The 16896-nt window shown below is 51.0% G+C and carries 19 protein-coding genes; 14 read left to right on the top strand and 5 right to left on the bottom strand.

Annotation, left to right across the window (positions count from 1 at the left end; all coding sequences use genetic code 11):
* Positions 1–37 precede the first annotated feature (37 nt).
* The 13 genes from rocF (at position 38) to AC14M5_RS21645 (ending at position 13385) form a co-directional block, all read left to right on the top strand.
* Entirely contained in the window at positions 38–943 is a 906-nt protein-coding gene (gene rocF / locus AC14M5_RS21705; protein WP_484031810.1) for an arginase, read from the top strand.
* Positions 940–1710: an inositol monophosphatase family protein gene (locus AC14M5_RS21700; RefSeq protein ID WP_484031809.1), complete on the top strand. Its 771-nt coding sequence runs from the start codon at positions 940–942 to the stop codon at positions 1708–1710. The genes rocF and AC14M5_RS21700 overlap by 4 nt, the downstream gene beginning before the upstream one ends.
* 391 nt (positions 1711–2101) lie before the next feature.
* Positions 2102–2524 (top strand): hypothetical protein, encoded by a 423-nt coding sequence (locus tag AC14M5_RS21695; protein ID WP_484031808.1) that lies wholly within the window; start codon positions 2102–2104, stop codon positions 2522–2524.
* A 10-nt stretch (positions 2525–2534) separates the two neighbouring features.
* Complete coding sequence (locus AC14M5_RS21690; RefSeq protein WP_484031807.1) at positions 2535–3515, top strand: hypothetical protein; 981 nt, start codon at positions 2535–2537, stop codon at positions 3513–3515.
* Entirely contained in the window at positions 3512–4888 is a 1377-nt protein-coding gene (locus AC14M5_RS21685) for an FtsK/SpoIIIE domain-containing protein (RefSeq protein WP_484031806.1), read from the top strand. The genes AC14M5_RS21690 and AC14M5_RS21685 overlap by 4 nt, the downstream gene beginning before the upstream one ends.
* The gene (locus tag AC14M5_RS21680) at positions 4885–5838 is read left to right on the top strand and encodes a ParM/StbA family protein (protein WP_484031805.1); all 954 of its coding nucleotides are present in this window, start codon (positions 4885–4887) and stop codon (positions 5836–5838) included. The genes AC14M5_RS21685 and AC14M5_RS21680 overlap by 4 nt, the downstream gene beginning before the upstream one ends.
* Positions 5828–6058, top strand: a complete 231-nt coding sequence (locus AC14M5_RS21675; RefSeq protein ID WP_484031804.1) for a hypothetical protein — start codon at positions 5828–5830, stop codon at positions 6056–6058. The genes AC14M5_RS21680 and AC14M5_RS21675 overlap by 11 nt, the downstream gene beginning before the upstream one ends.
* Positions 6059–6263: 205 nt before the next feature.
* The gene (locus tag AC14M5_RS21670) at positions 6264–6710 is read left to right on the top strand and encodes a hypothetical protein (RefSeq protein ID WP_484031803.1); all 447 of its coding nucleotides are present in this window, start codon (positions 6264–6266) and stop codon (positions 6708–6710) included.
* Positions 6711–6754: 44 nt separating this feature from the next.
* Positions 6755–8182 (top strand): hypothetical protein, encoded by a 1428-nt coding sequence (locus AC14M5_RS21665; RefSeq protein ID WP_484031802.1) that lies wholly within the window; start codon positions 6755–6757, stop codon positions 8180–8182.
* A 20-nt stretch (positions 8183–8202) separates the two neighbouring features.
* Positions 8203–9120 carry a tyrosine-type recombinase/integrase gene (locus AC14M5_RS21660; protein ID WP_484031801.1) on the top strand — a complete coding sequence of 306 codons (918 nt, stop codon included), beginning with the start codon at positions 8203–8205 and terminating at the stop codon, positions 9118–9120.
* 140 nt (positions 9121–9260) lie between these two features.
* Positions 9261–10529, top strand: coding sequence for an AAA family ATPase (locus AC14M5_RS21655; protein WP_484031800.1), 1269 nt, complete (start codon positions 9261–9263; stop codon positions 10527–10529).
* A 105-nt stretch (positions 10530–10634) separates the two neighbouring features.
* A complete protein-coding gene (locus AC14M5_RS21650; RefSeq protein WP_484031799.1) occupies positions 10635–11789 on the top strand; it encodes a CHC2 zinc finger domain-containing protein in 1155 nt (384 codons plus the stop codon).
* A gap of 12 nt (positions 11790–11801) precedes the next feature.
* The gene (locus AC14M5_RS21645; protein WP_484031798.1) at positions 11802–13385 is read left to right on the top strand and encodes a helicase-related protein; all 1584 of its coding nucleotides are present in this window, start codon (positions 11802–11804) and stop codon (positions 13383–13385) included.
* Positions 13386–13694: 309 nt separating this feature from the next.
* Here AC14M5_RS21645 and AC14M5_RS21640 read toward each other — a convergent pair whose 3' ends face one another.
* Both AC14M5_RS21640 and AC14M5_RS21635 read right to left on the bottom strand, forming a co-directional pair.
* On the bottom strand, positions 13695–14312 hold the full coding sequence (locus AC14M5_RS21640) for a hypothetical protein (protein ID WP_484031797.1): 618 nt from the start codon (positions 14310–14312) through the stop codon (positions 13695–13697).
* A gap of 157 nt (positions 14313–14469) precedes the next feature.
* Positions 14470–15078 carry a hypothetical protein gene (locus AC14M5_RS21635; protein WP_484031796.1) on the bottom strand — a complete coding sequence of 203 codons (609 nt, stop codon included), beginning with the start codon at positions 15076–15078 and terminating at the stop codon, positions 14470–14472.
* Here AC14M5_RS21635 and AC14M5_RS21630 point away from each other — a divergent pair.
* Positions 15068–15481 (top strand): hypothetical protein, encoded by a 414-nt coding sequence (locus tag AC14M5_RS21630; protein ID WP_484031795.1) that lies wholly within the window; start codon positions 15068–15070, stop codon positions 15479–15481. The two genes, AC14M5_RS21635 and AC14M5_RS21630, sit on opposite strands and share 11 nt — an antisense overlap.
* Here the strand turns inward: AC14M5_RS21630 and AC14M5_RS21625 are convergent.
* From AC14M5_RS21625 to AC14M5_RS21615, 3 genes are all read right to left on the bottom strand, one after another.
* Entirely contained in the window at positions 15429–16007 is a 579-nt protein-coding gene (locus AC14M5_RS21625) for a transposase (RefSeq protein WP_484031794.1), read from the bottom strand. The genes AC14M5_RS21630 and AC14M5_RS21625 overlap by 53 nt on opposite strands.
* Before the next feature lie 199 nt (positions 16008–16206).
* Positions 16207–16362, bottom strand: coding sequence for a hypothetical protein (locus AC14M5_RS21620; RefSeq protein WP_484031793.1), 156 nt, complete (start codon positions 16360–16362; stop codon positions 16207–16209).
* A gap of 3 nt (positions 16363–16365) precedes the next feature.
* The coding region (locus AC14M5_RS21615; RefSeq protein ID WP_484031792.1) for a restriction endonuclease subunit S at positions 16366–16896 on the bottom strand (531 nt) is incomplete at its 5' end.

Below are 16896 nucleotides of genomic sequence, written 5' to 3'. Positions count from 1 at the left end.
AGATTTGCTTGGTATTAAAAAATTATTGGAGGCAGAAATGCAAATTGACATTATCGGCGTGCCCATAGATCTGGGTGCGGACCGCCGCGGTGTGGATATGGGGCCCAGTGCGATCCGCTATTCACACCTGCAGCAAAAACTGGAGGAACTCGGATATACCGTGCAAGACGAAGGCAATGTGGACGTCCCTATTGCGGAAATGTGCAAGATCACCAACCCCAAGCTGAAATATCTTGATTGCATCATCCCCATGTCGCGGCGGGTATCGGGTGCGGTATCCACTTCGGTACAGGCTGGCAATTTCCCGCTTGTGATTGGAGGCGATCACAGCCTGTCCATTGGTTCCGTGCGTGGCACGGCACGTAATCGTAAAATTGGCGTGATCTGGATCGACGCACACGCAGATTTCAATACTCCCGAAACAACGCCCTCGGGAAATATTCACGGCATGTCGCTTGCCATTCTTTCGGGGCTCGGTGATAAAAGCCTGGTGCAATTGTGGGATGAAACCATTCCCGTGATTGATCCACGCAACATCGCCATCATCGGCGCGCGCGATCTTGATATTGGCGAAAAAGCCAATCTGCGTGAGGCGGGCGCAATGGTCATGAGCATGGAACAGGTTGACCGTTATGGCATGGTCACTGTTGTTGAAAAAGCCATTGAGCATGTCACTCGCGATACAGATGGCATGTATCTATCACTCGATCTCGACGCGCTCGATCCACGTCATGCGCCCGGCGTTGGGACTCCCGTCCCTGCCGGGTTAACCGAACGTGAAGCACACCTAGCTTGCGAACTGATCGCGGAAACTGGAAAACTCGTCGGCATGGATGTGGTTGAAGTCAACCCGATCCTGGATGTACAAAATCAAACTGCCAAACTCGCCGTTGAATTTGCCGTCACCGCTCTTGGCCGCCGCATTTGGAATGGACAACTATGATCCCTACACTTTCTGACCTTGAACGACTCGCCCGCGGAGCAGGAGCCATCCTGCGTGATGGATACAATACAGAACATACGGTTCAATACAAAGGGATAATTGATCTTGTTACCGAAACCGATCACGCCTCTGAAGCCTTTTTGATCGGCGAGATTCAGTCGCAATTCCCGGACAGTCACATTCTCGCCGAAGAAAGCGGAGAGACCAGCGGAGAAAATGAAGGCCTCTGGTACATCGATCCACTAGATGGGACGGTCAATTACGCTCATCACATTCCAGTCTTCTGTGTTTCCATTGCATATGCATCCAAAGGGATTGTCACCCTCGGCGCAGTATACGATCCGCTTCGCGAAGAAATGTTCACAGCCGAGCGCGGAAAAGGCGCATTTCTAAATGGCAAAAAAATCCAGGCATCCAATACAACCGAGTTGCAAAAGTGTTTGCTAGTCACAGGTTTTCCCTACGATACCTGGAATACAAAATTGGATAATTTCAAATATTTTGAGCGCCTCGCGAAAAAGACCCAGGGGGTGCGCCGTCTCGGTTCTGCTGCATTGGACGCCTGTTATGTAGGAGTAGGCCGTTTTGATGGCTTCTGGGAATTTGCCCTCCGCCCCTGGGATATTGCCGCCGGTGGCTTGATCGCTGAAGAAGCCGGTGCAAAAGTTACAGCAGTGGATGGCAGAGCAGATTATCTTTCATCTCCCCTTTCCATCCTCGCCGTAGCGCCCGGCGTTTATGAACAAATATTGGAACAATTGGGATAGCAAAACATAATTAATCCCAAGTTCAATATGGGACGCGGATTCTTTTTTGAATCAGCGCTTACATTGTACCCGTATGGGTATCAGCGCTCGTCTGCATCCTTTTTGCTCTTAAAAACAAACTCACCCACGAAAGATTAGTTTCGGGATGAGTTATGTTTACCGTAAAAACCTGCGCGAAAATCGTAAATCAAAAATCGTAAATTGAAAGTGGGCCCAACAGGATTCGAACCTGCAACCAAAGCGATGTTGGTCTTTATCCCGCTAGGCTACGATTCTGGGGAAACAGAACAACTGCTTCCGTACCCACTGCTAAATTTCATTTTTGCGAATTACGTAAGTTAAATTCCCTTCCAGATATTATCGCACAATCTCACAAAACGGGGGTAATTCTATGATCGTGCTTCTGGTTATCACCCTGCTCATCATCGCTCTGGTCTTCGGGTTAGCATCAATCTCGCAATCCTATGCTACTGCCAGACAGGCTCAAGCCGCCATTGAGACTGCTCGCGTCGCAGAAAATGCCGGCGCTGGCAATCTGATCGTCATCCTTTTGCTTGCGCTCGTGGTGATCGCTATCCTCGGGATCGGTATTCTATTCTTCCTCCGCATCCAGGGCGCTTCACAGCAATCTTCTCGCAAAACCACAAGTCCTCAGCTAGTCCTGGCAAAACCTGCCAGCCTGGATCACCTCCTTACGCTGCTTGTCGTTCAGATGCTCCAAAACCAGATGGATCAAAACGCCAGCCAACTACACATCCCACCTGCTCAAGTTGATGATTCGACGGAAGACAATGATCTCTGGCTTTTGCCATAGGTGAATAAACATGAACAACAGATCTTCATTGATGATCCTGCTTTTCTGTCTGCTGCTGGTTGGCTGTTATACCGCTCCTGTCTCAGTGCCTGCGTACGCTCAAACGCCTGATCCTGCACAAGTTTTTGTGAATGCCAACTCCAGCCAGGCTACGGCAGTCTCTGCCGCAGCTACCGCCCAGTTCTATTCCGGCCAACTCACTGCCACCGTGGAAACTCAACATTCCGCAGCCACAGAACGCGCCTGGCTACTGCTTGCGACACAACAAGCGGCTGAGATCACCTCCACCGCTCGGGTCTGGGAAGCCACCGCGACTGCTGACAGCATGTCCGCCACCAGCGCCGCAGCTCGAGCCGCCACTGCGCAGTCCATCCAGTCAACAGCTACACAACAAGTTTGGAACACAACCGCGACAGCAAATGAGGCTTCCTCGCAAGCTTATTCCACTGCCATGGCAGGGGAGGCGATCTCAGTGGAGCTTGCAGTACAACGCGAACGCATGATGAACAAAGTCAAAGCAGTCGTTCCTTGGGCAATCCTTGTTTCGATGTTTGTTGTGCTGCTGTCATTGGCAATACGCTGGAGCAGGGTCAGACCTGTTCTGCGGGATGCGCGTGGCGATGCGCCGTTACTGGTCATTGACGGGAAAGTCTATGACGCGGACCGCAACCCTTATCCCCTGCTGGATGTCTCCAACAAGAAGCCGGAAATCCCAGCGCTCATCCCACCTGAGCTGCAGTCACCCACCACAGCCCGCGACCAGATGATCGATCTCGCCACGCGCGGCGCGCTGGATGCTCCCGCGAACGAGCGGCGCCGATCTATAGCGAAACAAATGGCTGGCCAGAACATACCCCTTCTGCCTACTGTCACAGTATTACAGCCCGACCAGGCAAAGCCCATTCTAAAAGATGTATTGCCCGGCATCGTCCGGGATGCCATTCAAGCCGACGTTCTCAACCCAGATGAAGATGAAGGAGGTCCATCATGAACGAGCAAGCAACCGCAATCGGGATCAACAAACGCGAACAACACATGGCAGAGAACATTGTTCGCCAACTGCCCGGCCTGTTCCTCCAGCGCCGACTGAAGCCTGCCTTCAGTGGCTTCGGTCTGACACGCCTGTCCGATCTGTCCATCTTGCTGGCAGTCCTGGACACGCATCAGATTGGGGATCACAGTCCATACACCAGCCCGGAACTCCTGCATCAGATCAGCACGGATCTGGGAGGACTGCGCGTGTATCTCTCGAACTCAACAGGCCTGCGCTATGTGATCCTGCTCTCTCCTCTCCCAAAACTGCCTCACAAGGTGGAACTTCCACCCGATGTACCACACGGCAAGGTTGCCTTGGGATTGAACTTCACATTCCGTCCCCTGCTTCTGGATTGGGAGAGCCTGCGTCACCTGGCTGTGTTGGGTCAGACCGGTGCCGGCAAATCCGTCTTCCTACGCTCCCTGGTTCACCAGGCAATTCGTGAGGATATGCAATTGTTACTGGCAGATATCGATCAAACCACCTTCCCGATGTGGCAGGCTCATGCCAACCTGCTTGCTCCGATCGCAACCACGCCGGCAGAAGCCTTGGAATTGGTTCAAAAGGCTTTAGGGGAATGCGATCACCGTGCGCGGTTGTACCTATCCATGCAGGGTCATCCAGAAAAACTTTCCGAATACAACGCCCTGGCTGTGAAGACCGGCATCGAACCATTACGGCGCATTCTGGTGGTGCTGGATGAAGCCAGCGCGGTCCTGTCGGTGATGGGCGGCGGCAAAGGCGAATTGGGACAGGCATTGGCAACGCTTGGTTGGCGCGGACGCAAGTTCGGGATCCATTTCGTTTTCGGTGCGCAGGAGTTCACAAAGGATCTGGTGGGAGCCGTACGCGAACAGGTCGGGTTATCGATCTGCTTTCGGGTGCGCTCGGCGGAGATGGCGAAACGCATGGGGTGCTCTGGCGCCAGCCGCATCCCGGAAGGACGTCCAGGCCTCACGATCACGGATCGCTTCGGTCCAATGCAAGCCTTCTATGTTCCAAAGCCAATCTTGCTTTCCTCAGGCTTGTTATCGCTGGAAACTCTACCCGAACTGGAAAGAAATTTATTCACCCGAGCGTGGGTGGAGACAGAGGGCAAACTAACCCTCACGAACATCGCCGAGTGGGGCAAATGTTCACAACACCAGGCACGCAAAATGCAAGTCACGTGGGCAGTCCGCGGCTGGATCGCCAAAGATGGCAACCGCGACAATTCCTTCTGCCTGACTGCCAAAGCGTTGAAACTGGTCGCAAACCAGCAAACCCAACAAACCTCATCAAACCGCCGCGAGCCGGCACAAACCCAATCAACAGGAGAATCAAAATGAAAAATGTAATTGCGCTCGATCCCGGATACGGGAGTACCAAAGTCTGTGTGAATTGCTTAACTGCCTCCATGCAATCCGCCATCGCCCGTCCGCAAGCCACGGGTATGGCCACGATCGGAATGAAGACCGCCTCTCAGGTCTTATCCATCGAGTTGGATGGGCACTCGTTTGCCATCGGACCTGGTGCATGGCACTGGGGCAATATGCTGACCAGCCGGGATTACTCTGCGCTGGCATCACCGGAACGAAAAAGCCTGGCATTTGCTACATTGGCTCAAATCCTTGAACCGGGCGAGTATGACTTTGAACTTATGGTCATCGGTCTACCGGTGCCCCTCCTAAAGGACGAAACCCAAACCCAAGCGGTCCTCGGTGGGCTCAAAGCCTACAAAGGCAAACATCACTTTCAAATGGAGAAAGGTTCCTACCGTATCAACATCCCGCGTTTGAAGGTGCTCGCCCAACCCGTTGGGGCTTATGCCGACTGGCTGTTGGATGACCAGCTCCATATCCGCAAAGGCGGGCGGCAGTCTGAGGTAGCCACATTGGATCTTGGCATGAATACGCTCGATCTGTACGTCATTCAGGATGGCAAGGTGGAGCCCAGGTTTATCGGCGGAGATAAAGTAGGTGTCCGCCGGCTGCTGGAACTCCTGACAGCCAGTGGGCATGATCCAGAAGAACTGGATGCCGAATTACGAGCCGGCAAATTGCGACCTTCGAAGGACCAGCTTGAATCCTGGCTGTCCGAAGTTCTGGCTACGATCGAGCGCACCTGGCCCAGCCTGCGGCGGTTCGATGCAGTCATTCCAACGGGCGGTGGTGCACTGGTTCTCGGAGACCTGTTGAACCTGGCGTTGATCGCCAAGGGCGCTGCCGTTTCATGGCCGGCTGATCCCATCACAGCCAATGTGAAAGGCTTGTGGAAATGGGGTGCCTATGACAGCTAAACAACGCCCAAATGGGAATCTGGTCCTCACCGTCCGTATTACATTTCGCCCGGGGAGGGACGATGATCTGATCGACCTGATCTCCGCGGCTCCCAGAGGCGCGCTTGCGGGCTTGATTCGCGAGTCCATGCGCAACGGCGTACAGGTCGGCAGGGCAATATTCATGGACGAACCAGAGGATGAACCACTGGAAATGTCCGGACTGGGCATGGAGATCTGATGTTACATCTCCATGGTTATGTAACATGCCCATTCGACCTGCTCAAAATCCAATTCGTCGAAAGGATCATTTCCAAATGCACACACGACTACACAATGACGCCAGCAGGGCGACCATTGAAGCCGGCCGCAAGAGATATGGCAGATATTCAATGGTTTGATGTTTTTCGACAACGGAAAAACACCATCTAAAAGGATCACACAAAATGTTTCAAAGATCAACACAAACACTATACCAAGCGATCATGGATACCAGGATCGAGACCATGTCCCAGTTGATCGAGCCATTAAGGAAATACTGGCCCAACATGGTTTCGGAATTGGCGGAAGCCATCAAAAACAGTTACGGGGCTTCCCGCGTGGGGAAAGTACTGGCTGAGGAGATCTCCAAACTGATCGATGCATTGGAAAGCGATCATAGAAGAAAATCGAACGAGCTATGGCAGAAGAACCATCAACAAGAGAAAGAACTAAAAAATAAGGTAGACCAGGTGACAAAGGAAAAAGAGAAGTTAAGTTGGGAGATCACCACCCTCATAGACAAGAATGAAGATCTAACCAAACAGATCCGTATCCAAAATACCCTGATCGCCGACCTGCATCGCAAGATCTCCAACCTGACTGGCGCTGTAGATGAGTCATCTTCAACATAAATCCCTTTAATTAATAGAAGGTGACCTATATAAGCAAATGAATAATGCGCAACGAATTCGATAACCCCACTGATCTGATCCAGGCTCTCGATAAGGCCATGCGAGACCAACGCTGGAAGCCCATTCTGCTGGCTTTCCTGCCAATGGGCTTGTCCACCACCCGCCATGTACAGGATGCGACTGGCTTTCCAAGAGATAAAGCCACCCGTTGTATTGATCAACTTGAGGGATTCTTTCTGGATGGATTTCCGCTGGTCACTCGATACGGCCACACGCTCAGGGTCCCGGGTGGTTCCAAGCGGCCTTCCACGATCTTCCTGCTTTCCGAGGGAGGTGTGCAGTTGCTGCAACATCTCGGACTGGATGCGAGAGCCTGCAAGCTCAAGCAGGATACCGCCATCCTGCATGCGTTGTGCATGGTTTCCATCGCTCACATGGCTGATAGGCAGTCTGATCTCCAGATCATCACCGATAAAAACCTGCCCTACGGTGATGGCCAACAGATACGACCGGATCACCAGATCATTCCTACAGGCGGTAACAGGTTCCTGATCGAGATCGAGCAACAGGCAACCCCCAAGTTATTACCCCGCATCATGGAAAGCCTCGCCAACAAGCAGGCGTTTTTCAAGAGTCCGGAGAGTGCCGGGATTCAACCAGTGATCAGAATGCTATTGAATCTAAAACCTGGCCGGGACTTCCATAAGACGATCAAAGTCTGGAAGGAGGCCATGCGGCAGTTCATTCAAACCAGCGGGCAGGAACTGGGTTTCTCGATCATGGTCCTGACGTTCAATGTCTTCCTGTCCGCTCCCGAATGGGACGAGGAAATATCCAACCGCTGGCAAAGCATTGACCCTCATGATGGTTTCGACAATTCTTCCGCCGCGGAACAGAGAAGCCAGATGCCCTCTGCCAGGCGGCCCAAGAGATCGCTCGAAAAGGATATTGTGCTGCTGGGCGCTCTGGCACAGGAATTCAATGAAACCATTCCCGTCGAGCAGCGCAGGCCGGATTGGGACATGCTGCAACTGGTCAGGACGATCTACGAGGCGGCACATGGGAAGGAACACAACACCTTTGATGAGGTGGCGGGTGTGCCCCTTGTCAGCATCTACCTCTTGCGGGAGTACCTGAACCTGCACCCCGAACTTCTGACCCGGCTGCGGCAATCCATCCATTTCAATAAGACCAAGGTTGTCTGGACCCAGCAGAACATCCTGCACCGCATGCGGATCGTGATCCGCACATTTCTCGCCTACCACGGCTGGCGATCGAGCGGTGTGATCAAGATCTATCCCACCATTGATGGAGACGGCAAGGGCGATTACACGGTGAACTGCAATTGGCACAGTATTCCCAATAGATACAAGTTTCGAAACAGCGATATTACAGATGCCCTCCAATGGGTGTTGTGGGCACTCTTCGAGTACGCCGAGGACCTGGGACTCGGCCGACCCGAGTTTTGGTAAATGACAAGGAGAACACGAACATGATGGACGCCATGAAACAATTCATCCAACATCTTGAGAGTCAGGATTTATCTGACCTGACCGTGAAGGGTTACAGCTCCGATATCAGTCATTTCGCGCATTGGTTTACCGAAAGCAATGGAGAAACCCAGGGTCTGGAAAGCGTCACCCCCACGGATATGAAGGAGTACAAGCAGTATCTTTTAGTGACGAAACGCTGCAAGGCCAGCACGATCAACCGGCAGTTATCCGCCTTGTCCATGTGGATGCAATGGGCGCTCGATCAAGGTCTGATCCGGATCGATCCAATGCACAAGATCAAGCGCCTGGAAAATTCAACCAATGCGATTCGCTGGTTGGATAAAAAGGAACAGTTCGCTCTACAGCGAGCCATCGAGAAGGACCTGCAGGTTTCCAAATTGCGTTATCCCAAACGTTGGTTAACACGTCGCAGGGATGCTTCGATGACGCTATTCCTGCTGAACACCGGCCTGCGCTTGAATGAGTGTGTCAACCTGACGCTTGAGGATGTGAAACTATCTGCCCGAAAAGGATCGGTGCTTGTTCAAAATGGCAAGGGCAGCAAACAAAGGATCATCCCCTTAAATACCGAGGCGCGCAAAGCAGTGGAAGAGTGGTTGAAAGTCCGTCCGCAAAGAGGCGAACATTTATGGATTGCCGTGGAGATGGAGGATGGTGGGAGGCTTACCGGGCGAACAGTCCAGAGAATGTTAGCGCGCTATGCCAGGGAGGCTGGACTGGAGACTCTAACCCCGCATATGCTGCGCCATTGTTTTGCAAAAAATTTGGTCAATAACGACGTTGGCCTGGAAGAGGTGGCTGCCTTGTTGGGGCATACCAACTTGAACACCACCCGGATTTACATTACACCCAGCGCCAGAGATCTTGAAGAGGCTGTATCCAAACTCGATGAATAGGAGAAGACGATGAGACAAAAAGAGTATGCCGCCGACTGGAACTCGGCGGCACATCAACGGGACGCTGGTCTGGCGTCAATCTTGAAAAATTGTAGCACAAAATCAAGACGCTTTTTATTGTGCGACATAAAGGGGGAAGTATGTTGACGAAACGGATGCAGGTCCAATATATCGCGGATCATCTTGCGGGCTTGCCGGTTGAAGCGGATGTACGCTTCTTTACACAGCCCTGGCTGGCCTGCTGGAGTGCCATCCACTCTGCCTCACCAGGCTTGGAGCACGAAGCCTTGCATCAAGCAACCGCAAGTCTCCCTGACCAGAAGGAAATTCTCCAAACCATCCTCGGCGCAAGACCCGGTTATGCTCCGGACATCAAATCACTGGACGAGATCGGATCTGAATTGCCGCCCATCGAGTGGATCTGGAAGAGCTGGATTCCGCGCGGCCTGCTGACAGTCCTGGGCGCATCGCAGGGCAGCGGAAAATCCTTTGTCGCATTGGATCTTGCCCGCTGCATCATTCACAACCTGGGATTTCCCGACAGCTCTCCCATTGCGCGGCCCGGTTCCAATGTGATCTATGTGGATGCCGAAGCGGTACCGCAAATCCTGCGGGAACGTGCCAATCATTTCAACATGGATCAGAAAAAGATCTTCCTGATGCTCGCTGATCATGGCGAGATGATCGATCTTGGGCAACAGAAGTATCAGGACCGGCTCACCGAAATGGCTGCCGCGCTCCAACCCGAATTGATCATTATCGACTCGCTGTCATCGTCGCACACACGTGGACAAAATAATGTTGAAGATCTACGCGCACTGGTAGGTTATCTGGTCCGCCTGACCGGTTGGGCAAACTGTGGGATGCTCCTTATTCACCATATTCGCAAGTCACCCAACGGACAACGCATGATGAACGTGGATTTCGGCATGGAGGACCTGAGCGGCTCCGGCTACATCACCCAGCAAGCCCGTGTGGTGATGGGCTTGCGCGTGGTACAGACCGGTCCCGAGTTTGATCCAAACGGTCCGCGTGAACTCAAAGTGTTGAAGAGCAATCTGGGTGCCTATCCCAAACCCCTGGGCTTTAACTTTGAGCCGTTATTTCCCGAAGGTGCAAAACTGAAGTGGAACAATCAGGCTCCGAAGGAGTATCGCGAACCAACCCAATCCGATCTGTGCAGCGAATGGCTGGAGGATACCTTGAAGGAAAACCCGCAAGGCTTGCACCCCAGGGAAATTTTGAAAATGGGATTGGAACAGGGTTTCAGCCGCACAATGATCTATCGCGCCCGCCGCGAACTATCCGTTCACATCACGAACACACGCGGCCGCCAGGCGCCCGATAATGCCTGGAGGTGGTCCGAGTCGCCGGTTGAACCGGATGACACACTGGATGAGGAGGAATGAACTGTCCCAAGAGTCTCAACTGTCTCACTGTTTTTGAGTGTGTAGGGTTGGGACGGTCTGAAACAGTGAGACAGTTGAAACAGTTGACACAGTTGGAGAGTCGTTATGAAAAACCTTGATGAAATCCGACAACGTATCTCTCTGGTGGCGCTGGCTGAAGCAGCCGGCGCCAGGTTTGGAGACGCGCATCGGCTGAGAAGCCACTGCCCGCTGCCCCATCATGCGGGGGACCGGTCCAGTCTCGCGTTTATTATCTATGACAATGGACGCAAGTGGAAATGCCACAGTTCCTGCCCGCCGGATGCCAATGGCGGCGATGTGATCGCATTCTATATGGCATGGAAAGGTGTGGACTTCAAAACTGCTGTGCAGGAACTTTCGGAGCATTCTGGTGCAGCGCATCCATACACGCCTGGACCTGCTCCTCAACCTAAACCGTATACCCAGCCTCCGCAGTGGCGGACACGCGCTGAAGCGTTCGTATCTTTCGCTGAAAAGAATCTGAACCCATCCGTGCTGGGGTATCTCAACCATGAGCGAGGTTTATCTCGGGAAACTGTGAAGGCATTCCACTTGGGGTACAACCCAGATAGTCTGTATGACGAACCCGCCCGCTGGGGCTTGGAAGGCAAAAAGATCTGGCTGCCGCGCGGGATGGTGATCCCGGGCTATCTGAGGTCCCAGCCTCAGCACATCAAGATCAGGCGTCCACTTGCGAACGACGCGTTGGGCAATTACATCCCAACATGGAATCTGCAGGATGGATTTCCAGAAGTCAAGTTCGGCGGTCCACGCGGCGGCAGATCTGTTTTGTTCCGTCTGGAATTCATGGACCACCTGCCTGTCTTAATGCTGGTGGAAGGCGAATGGGATGCCATGCTGGTATGGGAGCACTGCGCCGACTTGTGTGATATCGCCACACTTGGCGGAGCACAGTCCAAATTCGACACACTCGATCTGGCTCTGCTCACTTGTTATTCCACGGTGCTGGTTGTGCATGATGACGATCAGGCCGGCGCACTGGGACGGGAATATATCGCAAGCCTGCAAGCCAGGATCCCGCGCCTTCGCCCGATCCTGCCGCCTGCACATGACCTGACTGATTTCTGGAAAGCCGGCGGTGACCTGAGGGAATGGACCGCAAGGCATGTATCCGCAGCGCTGGAAGACGCCCTGACAGGCACGAAGGTCACATCGCCACAAATAGAGCGCAACAAAAGAATCCTGGCTCTCGCCATAAAAGAATCTCATAACAAATAAACAGGAGCTGGCATGTCCACCAAATCATCACACTTCAACAGTTTCGGTCAAATTCTTTGGAACCGTTGGGATCTCACCAGGGAGCTGCGCAGGGTCGCGAGCTACCATATTTATTACGGCACCTATGTCACATCGCCCGCTACATTAAGACTGGCCAGGGATGCCCTCACTTTTGCCCGACAGCACAATATTGAGATCCAGCCTTGGGGAAAATCTGATCTGGCATTGAACGACCCGGAAAGCCTGATGGAGTATCACAATGCCCGCATGTTCGAATTGAGTCGTGCTGAGATTACCAACCTGAGATTGACAAGACCGCTCAAGGAGGAGATGTCACAGTTTGTACTGACGGGCATCCAATATGCCCTGCTTTCACAAAGGTGCATCATCGCCGATCCTTCGCCGGAAGACCGCATGGCGATTGCACTCGGCACGATCCATCAGAGAGAATGTTATCCCTGTTTGATCGTTTGCGGCAAAGATGAAAGGAAGCATTGGCATGAAAAGATTCGAGCGCTGCTTCCCAAAGAAGTTCAAGCGCTGGATGTTTGTGATGTGCAATCCAACCTGCCCGAAAAAACCATCTTGTTTGCCGAACATTCCATTTTGGAAAGGCATTTTCGATGGCCGACTTTTCCTCGAAGGAAGGACAAAGCAGGAACATCGCTCATCGTCGATGATGCGCATTTATTCAAAAACCCCGAGGCACGGCGCACTCAAAACCTACTCTCGATCAGAAAAGGCGTATCCTATCGACTCCTGCTGACCGATTACCCGGTGGATCTCTCGTACCAGGACCTGCACATCTTATTGAGAATTCTGGACCGGGAGGGTGAATTTGAGGATCTATATGACTCATTGAGAACGGCAAGCCGTGATCCCTTGATAAATGCATCAAGGAATCTTTATCGGTATGGCCATCAAACCGTATTGAGGCGGTTGCATTTCAAATTGCGTGCCAACTGCATGGTGCGCCGCGCCGATGATCGCGAACTGGATGTTCAGGAACGAATTATGAATATTGGCTTGACAAGCGGCTTCCCGGCTGAATTTGATCCAGAGGCGATCAAACACCCACTGCATGTAATCGGCGCGAGGAAGGTCGAGGGCGCGATTTCGTGGCTACGTTTATTTTTGCAAGGTTGCCGAGGAAAGACACTTATATTTGCGCACCATAACGATGTGGTTGAAAAAGTGGCGGAAGCGTTGGAGATCCCAGCTTATTATGGTATGACAAGGAGTGAAAAGGAACGGAGTAGGATCATTCAGGGTTTTCGGCGCGACGATATTTTTCGTGCACTTATGGTTGCTAACGATATGGAGATCGAGTGGGATCTTCCTAATGTATCACACGTAGTATTTGTTGAAATGCCAAGGTCACTCAGCAAGTATGAGAATATATTAGACCGTGTGACTGGAGATGATAGCGAAAAATGTATTTCGGTGTATTTTCTTGTTTCAGAGAATCTGCTTGATAAGCGCGCGCAGTATCGTCTTCAATTTCGCGAGAAGGAGTACAATGTCATCATGGATGGAGAAATAACAAGAAAAACAAACTTGCCCGCGCTCAATGGAAAGAATCGGACGACAAAATGAACCACGCACGCCTCAGAGCCAAATTCTGAGGCGTGCTGGGATGACACATGAAGTTGACCGTTCTACTTAATCGGTTTGGATGAGATCCCATGTCCAAGAGGGAGGCGATGAAGTTGGCGGAAGACTGGAATGATGTGTTATGAAACACGCGAGCAAGACAAGTGGAGCATTTCTGCAGACACGTAGACACCATTTCCAAACTTTTATTTAAAAATGATTGCACCAACAATCCATCAAACAATTATCCACCTGCCTCCCCGCCTCGGACATCATCCCCCGCAGACCCGCGCCACCACGCCCGCAAACCGTTTATGCGCGGGTATCGAAATCATAGCGAGCCTCAAATTTTGCACGAAGATCGGCATTCTTGGTGTTTTTCAAGCGGCTTACATAATTATGTAAATGAGTTATCAGTTTTGGAACCAACAAGTGGGGGTTGACGTATAGTTCAAAGGTCTGAGGATTAAACGCAATTGGGGCTTCTATTACTCCTGTTAACACCACGCGCCTATTTGTTATGCCGCTATGATACAAACCACATCGTATGCCATCATACATAGTATCTAGAACTTCATCGAATAATGTCTTCACTTTTCCTACTGGTACGGGAAGTCTGCCTGTTGGCAATACAGGTTGAACATATTCTGGAAAAACTGCATGAACTCCCGACTTAAAATATTCCTTTGATTTTCCAACATCAGCATAACCATCTTCATATTTTGAGATCATTTCAAAATAACTGAAAACAATATCCAACGTTGCATACCCAGAGTGTTTTATCGCTAGTTGTTCTTCGCCACCATTTATTATTCGGTCAGCAATTTTTAGTTTCCATCCAATCACCCTGTCTTCAAAAAGGATGATTTTAGTATCAAGTGAGTGTGGGAACGGATAATCAATATCTTGAAACGACGGAGAGATCCACATAATTTCTATCCTCCAAAACTCTCCGCCAACAGACTCTCAAACAGCCCCTCCACCTGCCGCGTGGACTCGCCCATCCGCCCTCGCAACGACTCGACCCGCGCAACCACGCACGCAAACACTTCTTGCAGGTTCAGCTGGATGACAACTGCAAAATCACTTAATTTGAACATTTGAATTCAAAATCCATAAAGCCAGATTGCTGTGCTGTATCTTCGATATACACACGTATTTTTACATCGTCGCCAGGAATATACCATTCAAGAAAATCGTGAAAAGTTGCACCACCTATTTGCTCTTGAGCGTCAATGAAAAATTCAACTGCATCAGAATATAGTGGCGTCTGTTTCTTTGTGTAAAGCAATTCCCATTGTACGCGATGAGCATCTCCGTCAGGATCATGAAATCGAATAGGGACATCATATCTTGTCCCATCGCATACAATCGATTCTGGAAATTGGATTGAATCAATAATCGGAGCTGACGAAGTAATTAATGTTTCTGTTGGAGCAGGTGTATTACTTGGAATAGGGGAGGGGGGGATAGTGTCGGCGATGGTTGAGGTCGGGTACACCTGCGATGTTGCAGTAGCTTGCTCTTCTTGTAGTGTCCCACTTGGAAATGTATAGAATGCCAACACAATGATTGCGGCAATGGTCGCAACAATTCCGCCAACATTTGAAGCTCTTTCCAAAGCCTCATTACCAAATTTGGATGAAAAAAGTAAATAAGCTGTAATTGCCAAGGCGATGGCTATTATGATCTGCATTAAGCCTCCTTTTCACTATCACCCAAAACTCTCACTCAACAATGACTCAAACGGCCCCTCCACCCGCCTCCCCGCCTCGGACATCCTCCCACGCAGCGACTCGACCCGCGCCACCACGCCCGCAATGCAGACCGTGGACGATAGACCGTTGACCGTGGTTTTCATATCGTCCATCGTCTACCGTCCACCGTCACATGATTGCGCCAGCAGACTCTCAACAGCCCCTCACCCACGCCATCACGAACGCAAATTCAGACCTGACAGGTTTCACCGTGACACGAGTCCATCGCAACCCACGCGCGGACATGAGACTCCGAACGCAAGACTCCCGTGGAAACCTGTCAGGTCTTTTACTCCTCATCATAAATATCTTCCAATGGCTGAATTTCCTGATGAATTCTGACAAAGTCTTCACGATTGCCAAACAGTTGAAAGACCTTATCTCTTTGCAGTCTGGTTGGAATATTCCCTGCCAACTCATGATATGACGAATAATTCCAATCAAGAAAATTATTCTCGAATTTGTGTTTCTGTGGGTTCTGATGAATGTAGACAATTAAGCGCATGAGATAGGCTTCACTATCCAAGGGAACTCTCTTGAAGGGACGTTCAAACAAAGCACCTGTTCTTTGTGCGGCAATATTCAATCCCCGCGAATAAGCATTGAAGAAATTTGAGAAATATTGACTTGGCTCCTTTATTTTGAGCCCTGCAAAATCTTCCCTGTTTTTGAAAAAGCCAGCAACATGAAAATGATTTCTGAGCAAACAAAATGCCCATGTTTCAAAGACTTGATAGGTGTGTTTCCACCATAATTCCATAAAATAGGCGTAGTTTCGTTCTTGAACGAAGATATTCTCTCCGTTGTTTCCTCGATTGTAGATGTGAAAGAAAGTTCCGAAAGTTATGGGTGGGATGTCGGTAGGCATGGTTTGAATCCTCTTTTACTAAACCTGACAGGTCTCAGCGTGACCTAGGTTAATCATAACTTACGTGTGGAATATGATTTTCGTTAATCATGGTTCTGTGGAGACCTGACAGGTTTCACCGTGACGCAACTCAATCGCAACCCACGCGCGGACATGAGACTCCGAACACAAGACTCTCGTGAAAACCTGTCAGGTCTTTTCACGAAAACGCCTCCGCCAGCAGACTCTCAAACAGCCCCTCCACCTGCCGCGTGGGCTCGCCCATCCGCCCACGCAGCGACTCGACCCGCGCCACCACGCCCGCAAAGCAGACCGTGGACGATACACTGTTGACCGTGGCTTTTCCATCGTCCATCGTCTACCGACCACCGTCAAAAGATTGTGCCAGCAGACTCTCAAACAGCCCCTCCACCTGCCGCGTGGACTCGCCCATCCGCCCGCGCAGACCCTCGACCCGCGCCACCACGCCCGCAAACTCTTCTTGCAGGCTCAGCGGGACATTGGGTACTTTTATTTCATGCAGCATAGGCAAAGTCAAACCTTCTGTATTTGCACCTCTGGCTTGAAATAATATATTTGCTTCGTTGTATTTCAAAACAGCAACAAGGAAATGGGGATTAACCTTATTTGAGCATTGAATTGATTTTATGTCTTGACCATGACATAAAGGAACTTTCGTTATTGCAATAGGAAGGCGGTGCATCAAAATCTTGCTTTTCACAACAAGCAAAATTGAACCGACTGGTACAAGTTTAGCCGCACTTTCCCGAATTGCTTTTTCGGTTACATGTTCTTGCGTATCATAAATATATTCCCCACGCATGTCTTTTGAAGTCAACCAAGGAATATTTCCTTGAAAATATTCAGGAACATCACGAGACGGCGTTCC

It is taken from the genome of Candidatus Villigracilis sp., assembly GCF_057083605.1.
Note: the sequence above shows the minus strand (reverse complement) of the source record. Positions and strands in the feature narration are given on the sequence as shown.

Bases quoted from the DNA above. Each gene is read 5' to 3' on its own strand.
- AC14M5_RS21635 (WP_484031796.1), bottom strand. From the start codon at position 15,078: ATGCAGATCATAATAGCCATCGCCTTGGCAATTACAGCTTATTTACTT.
- AC14M5_RS21695 (WP_484031808.1), top strand. From the start codon at position 2,102: ATGATCGTGCTTCTGGTTATCACCCTGCTCATCATCGCTCTGGTCTTC.
- AC14M5_RS21665 (WP_484031802.1), top strand. From the start codon at position 6,755: ATGCGCAACGAATTCGATAACCCCACTGATCTGATCCAGGCTCTCGAT.
- AC14M5_RS21650 (WP_484031799.1), top strand. From the start codon at position 10,635: ATGAAAAACCTTGATGAAATCCGACAACGTATCTCTCTGGTGGCGCTG.
- AC14M5_RS21670 (WP_484031803.1), top strand. From the start codon at position 6,264: ATGTTTCAAAGATCAACACAAACACTATACCAAGCGATCATGGATACC.
- AC14M5_RS21625 (WP_484031794.1), bottom strand. From the start codon at position 16,007: ATGCCTACCGACATCCCACCCATAACTTTCGGAACTTTCTTTCACATC.
- AC14M5_RS21630 (WP_484031795.1), top strand. From the start codon at position 15,068: ATGATCTGCATTAAGCCTCCTTTTCACTATCACCCAAAACTCTCACTC.
- AC14M5_RS21700 (WP_484031809.1), top strand. From the start codon at position 940: ATGATCCCTACACTTTCTGACCTTGAACGACTCGCCCGCGGAGCAGGA.
- AC14M5_RS21620 (WP_484031793.1), bottom strand. From the start codon at position 16,362: ATGGACGATGGAAAAGCCACGGTCAACAGTGTATCGTCCACGGTCTGC.
- AC14M5_RS21660 (WP_484031801.1), top strand. From the start codon at position 8,203: ATGATGGACGCCATGAAACAATTCATCCAACATCTTGAGAGTCAGGAT.
- AC14M5_RS21685 (WP_484031806.1), top strand. From the start codon at position 3,512: ATGAACGAGCAAGCAACCGCAATCGGGATCAACAAACGCGAACAACAC.
- AC14M5_RS21655 (WP_484031800.1), top strand. From the start codon at position 9,261: ATGTTGACGAAACGGATGCAGGTCCAATATATCGCGGATCATCTTGCG.
- AC14M5_RS21680 (WP_484031805.1), top strand. From the start codon at position 4,885: ATGAAAAATGTAATTGCGCTCGATCCCGGATACGGGAGTACCAAAGTC.
- rocF (WP_484031810.1), top strand. From the start codon at position 38: ATGCAAATTGACATTATCGGCGTGCCCATAGATCTGGGTGCGGACCGC.
- AC14M5_RS21690 (WP_484031807.1), top strand. From the start codon at position 2,535: ATGAACAACAGATCTTCATTGATGATCCTGCTTTTCTGTCTGCTGCTG.
- AC14M5_RS21645 (WP_484031798.1), top strand. From the start codon at position 11,802: ATGTCCACCAAATCATCACACTTCAACAGTTTCGGTCAAATTCTTTGG.
- AC14M5_RS21675 (WP_484031804.1), top strand. From the start codon at position 5,828: ATGACAGCTAAACAACGCCCAAATGGGAATCTGGTCCTCACCGTCCGT.
- AC14M5_RS21640 (WP_484031797.1), bottom strand. From the start codon at position 14,312: ATGTGGATCTCTCCGTCGTTTCAAGATATTGATTATCCGTTCCCACAC.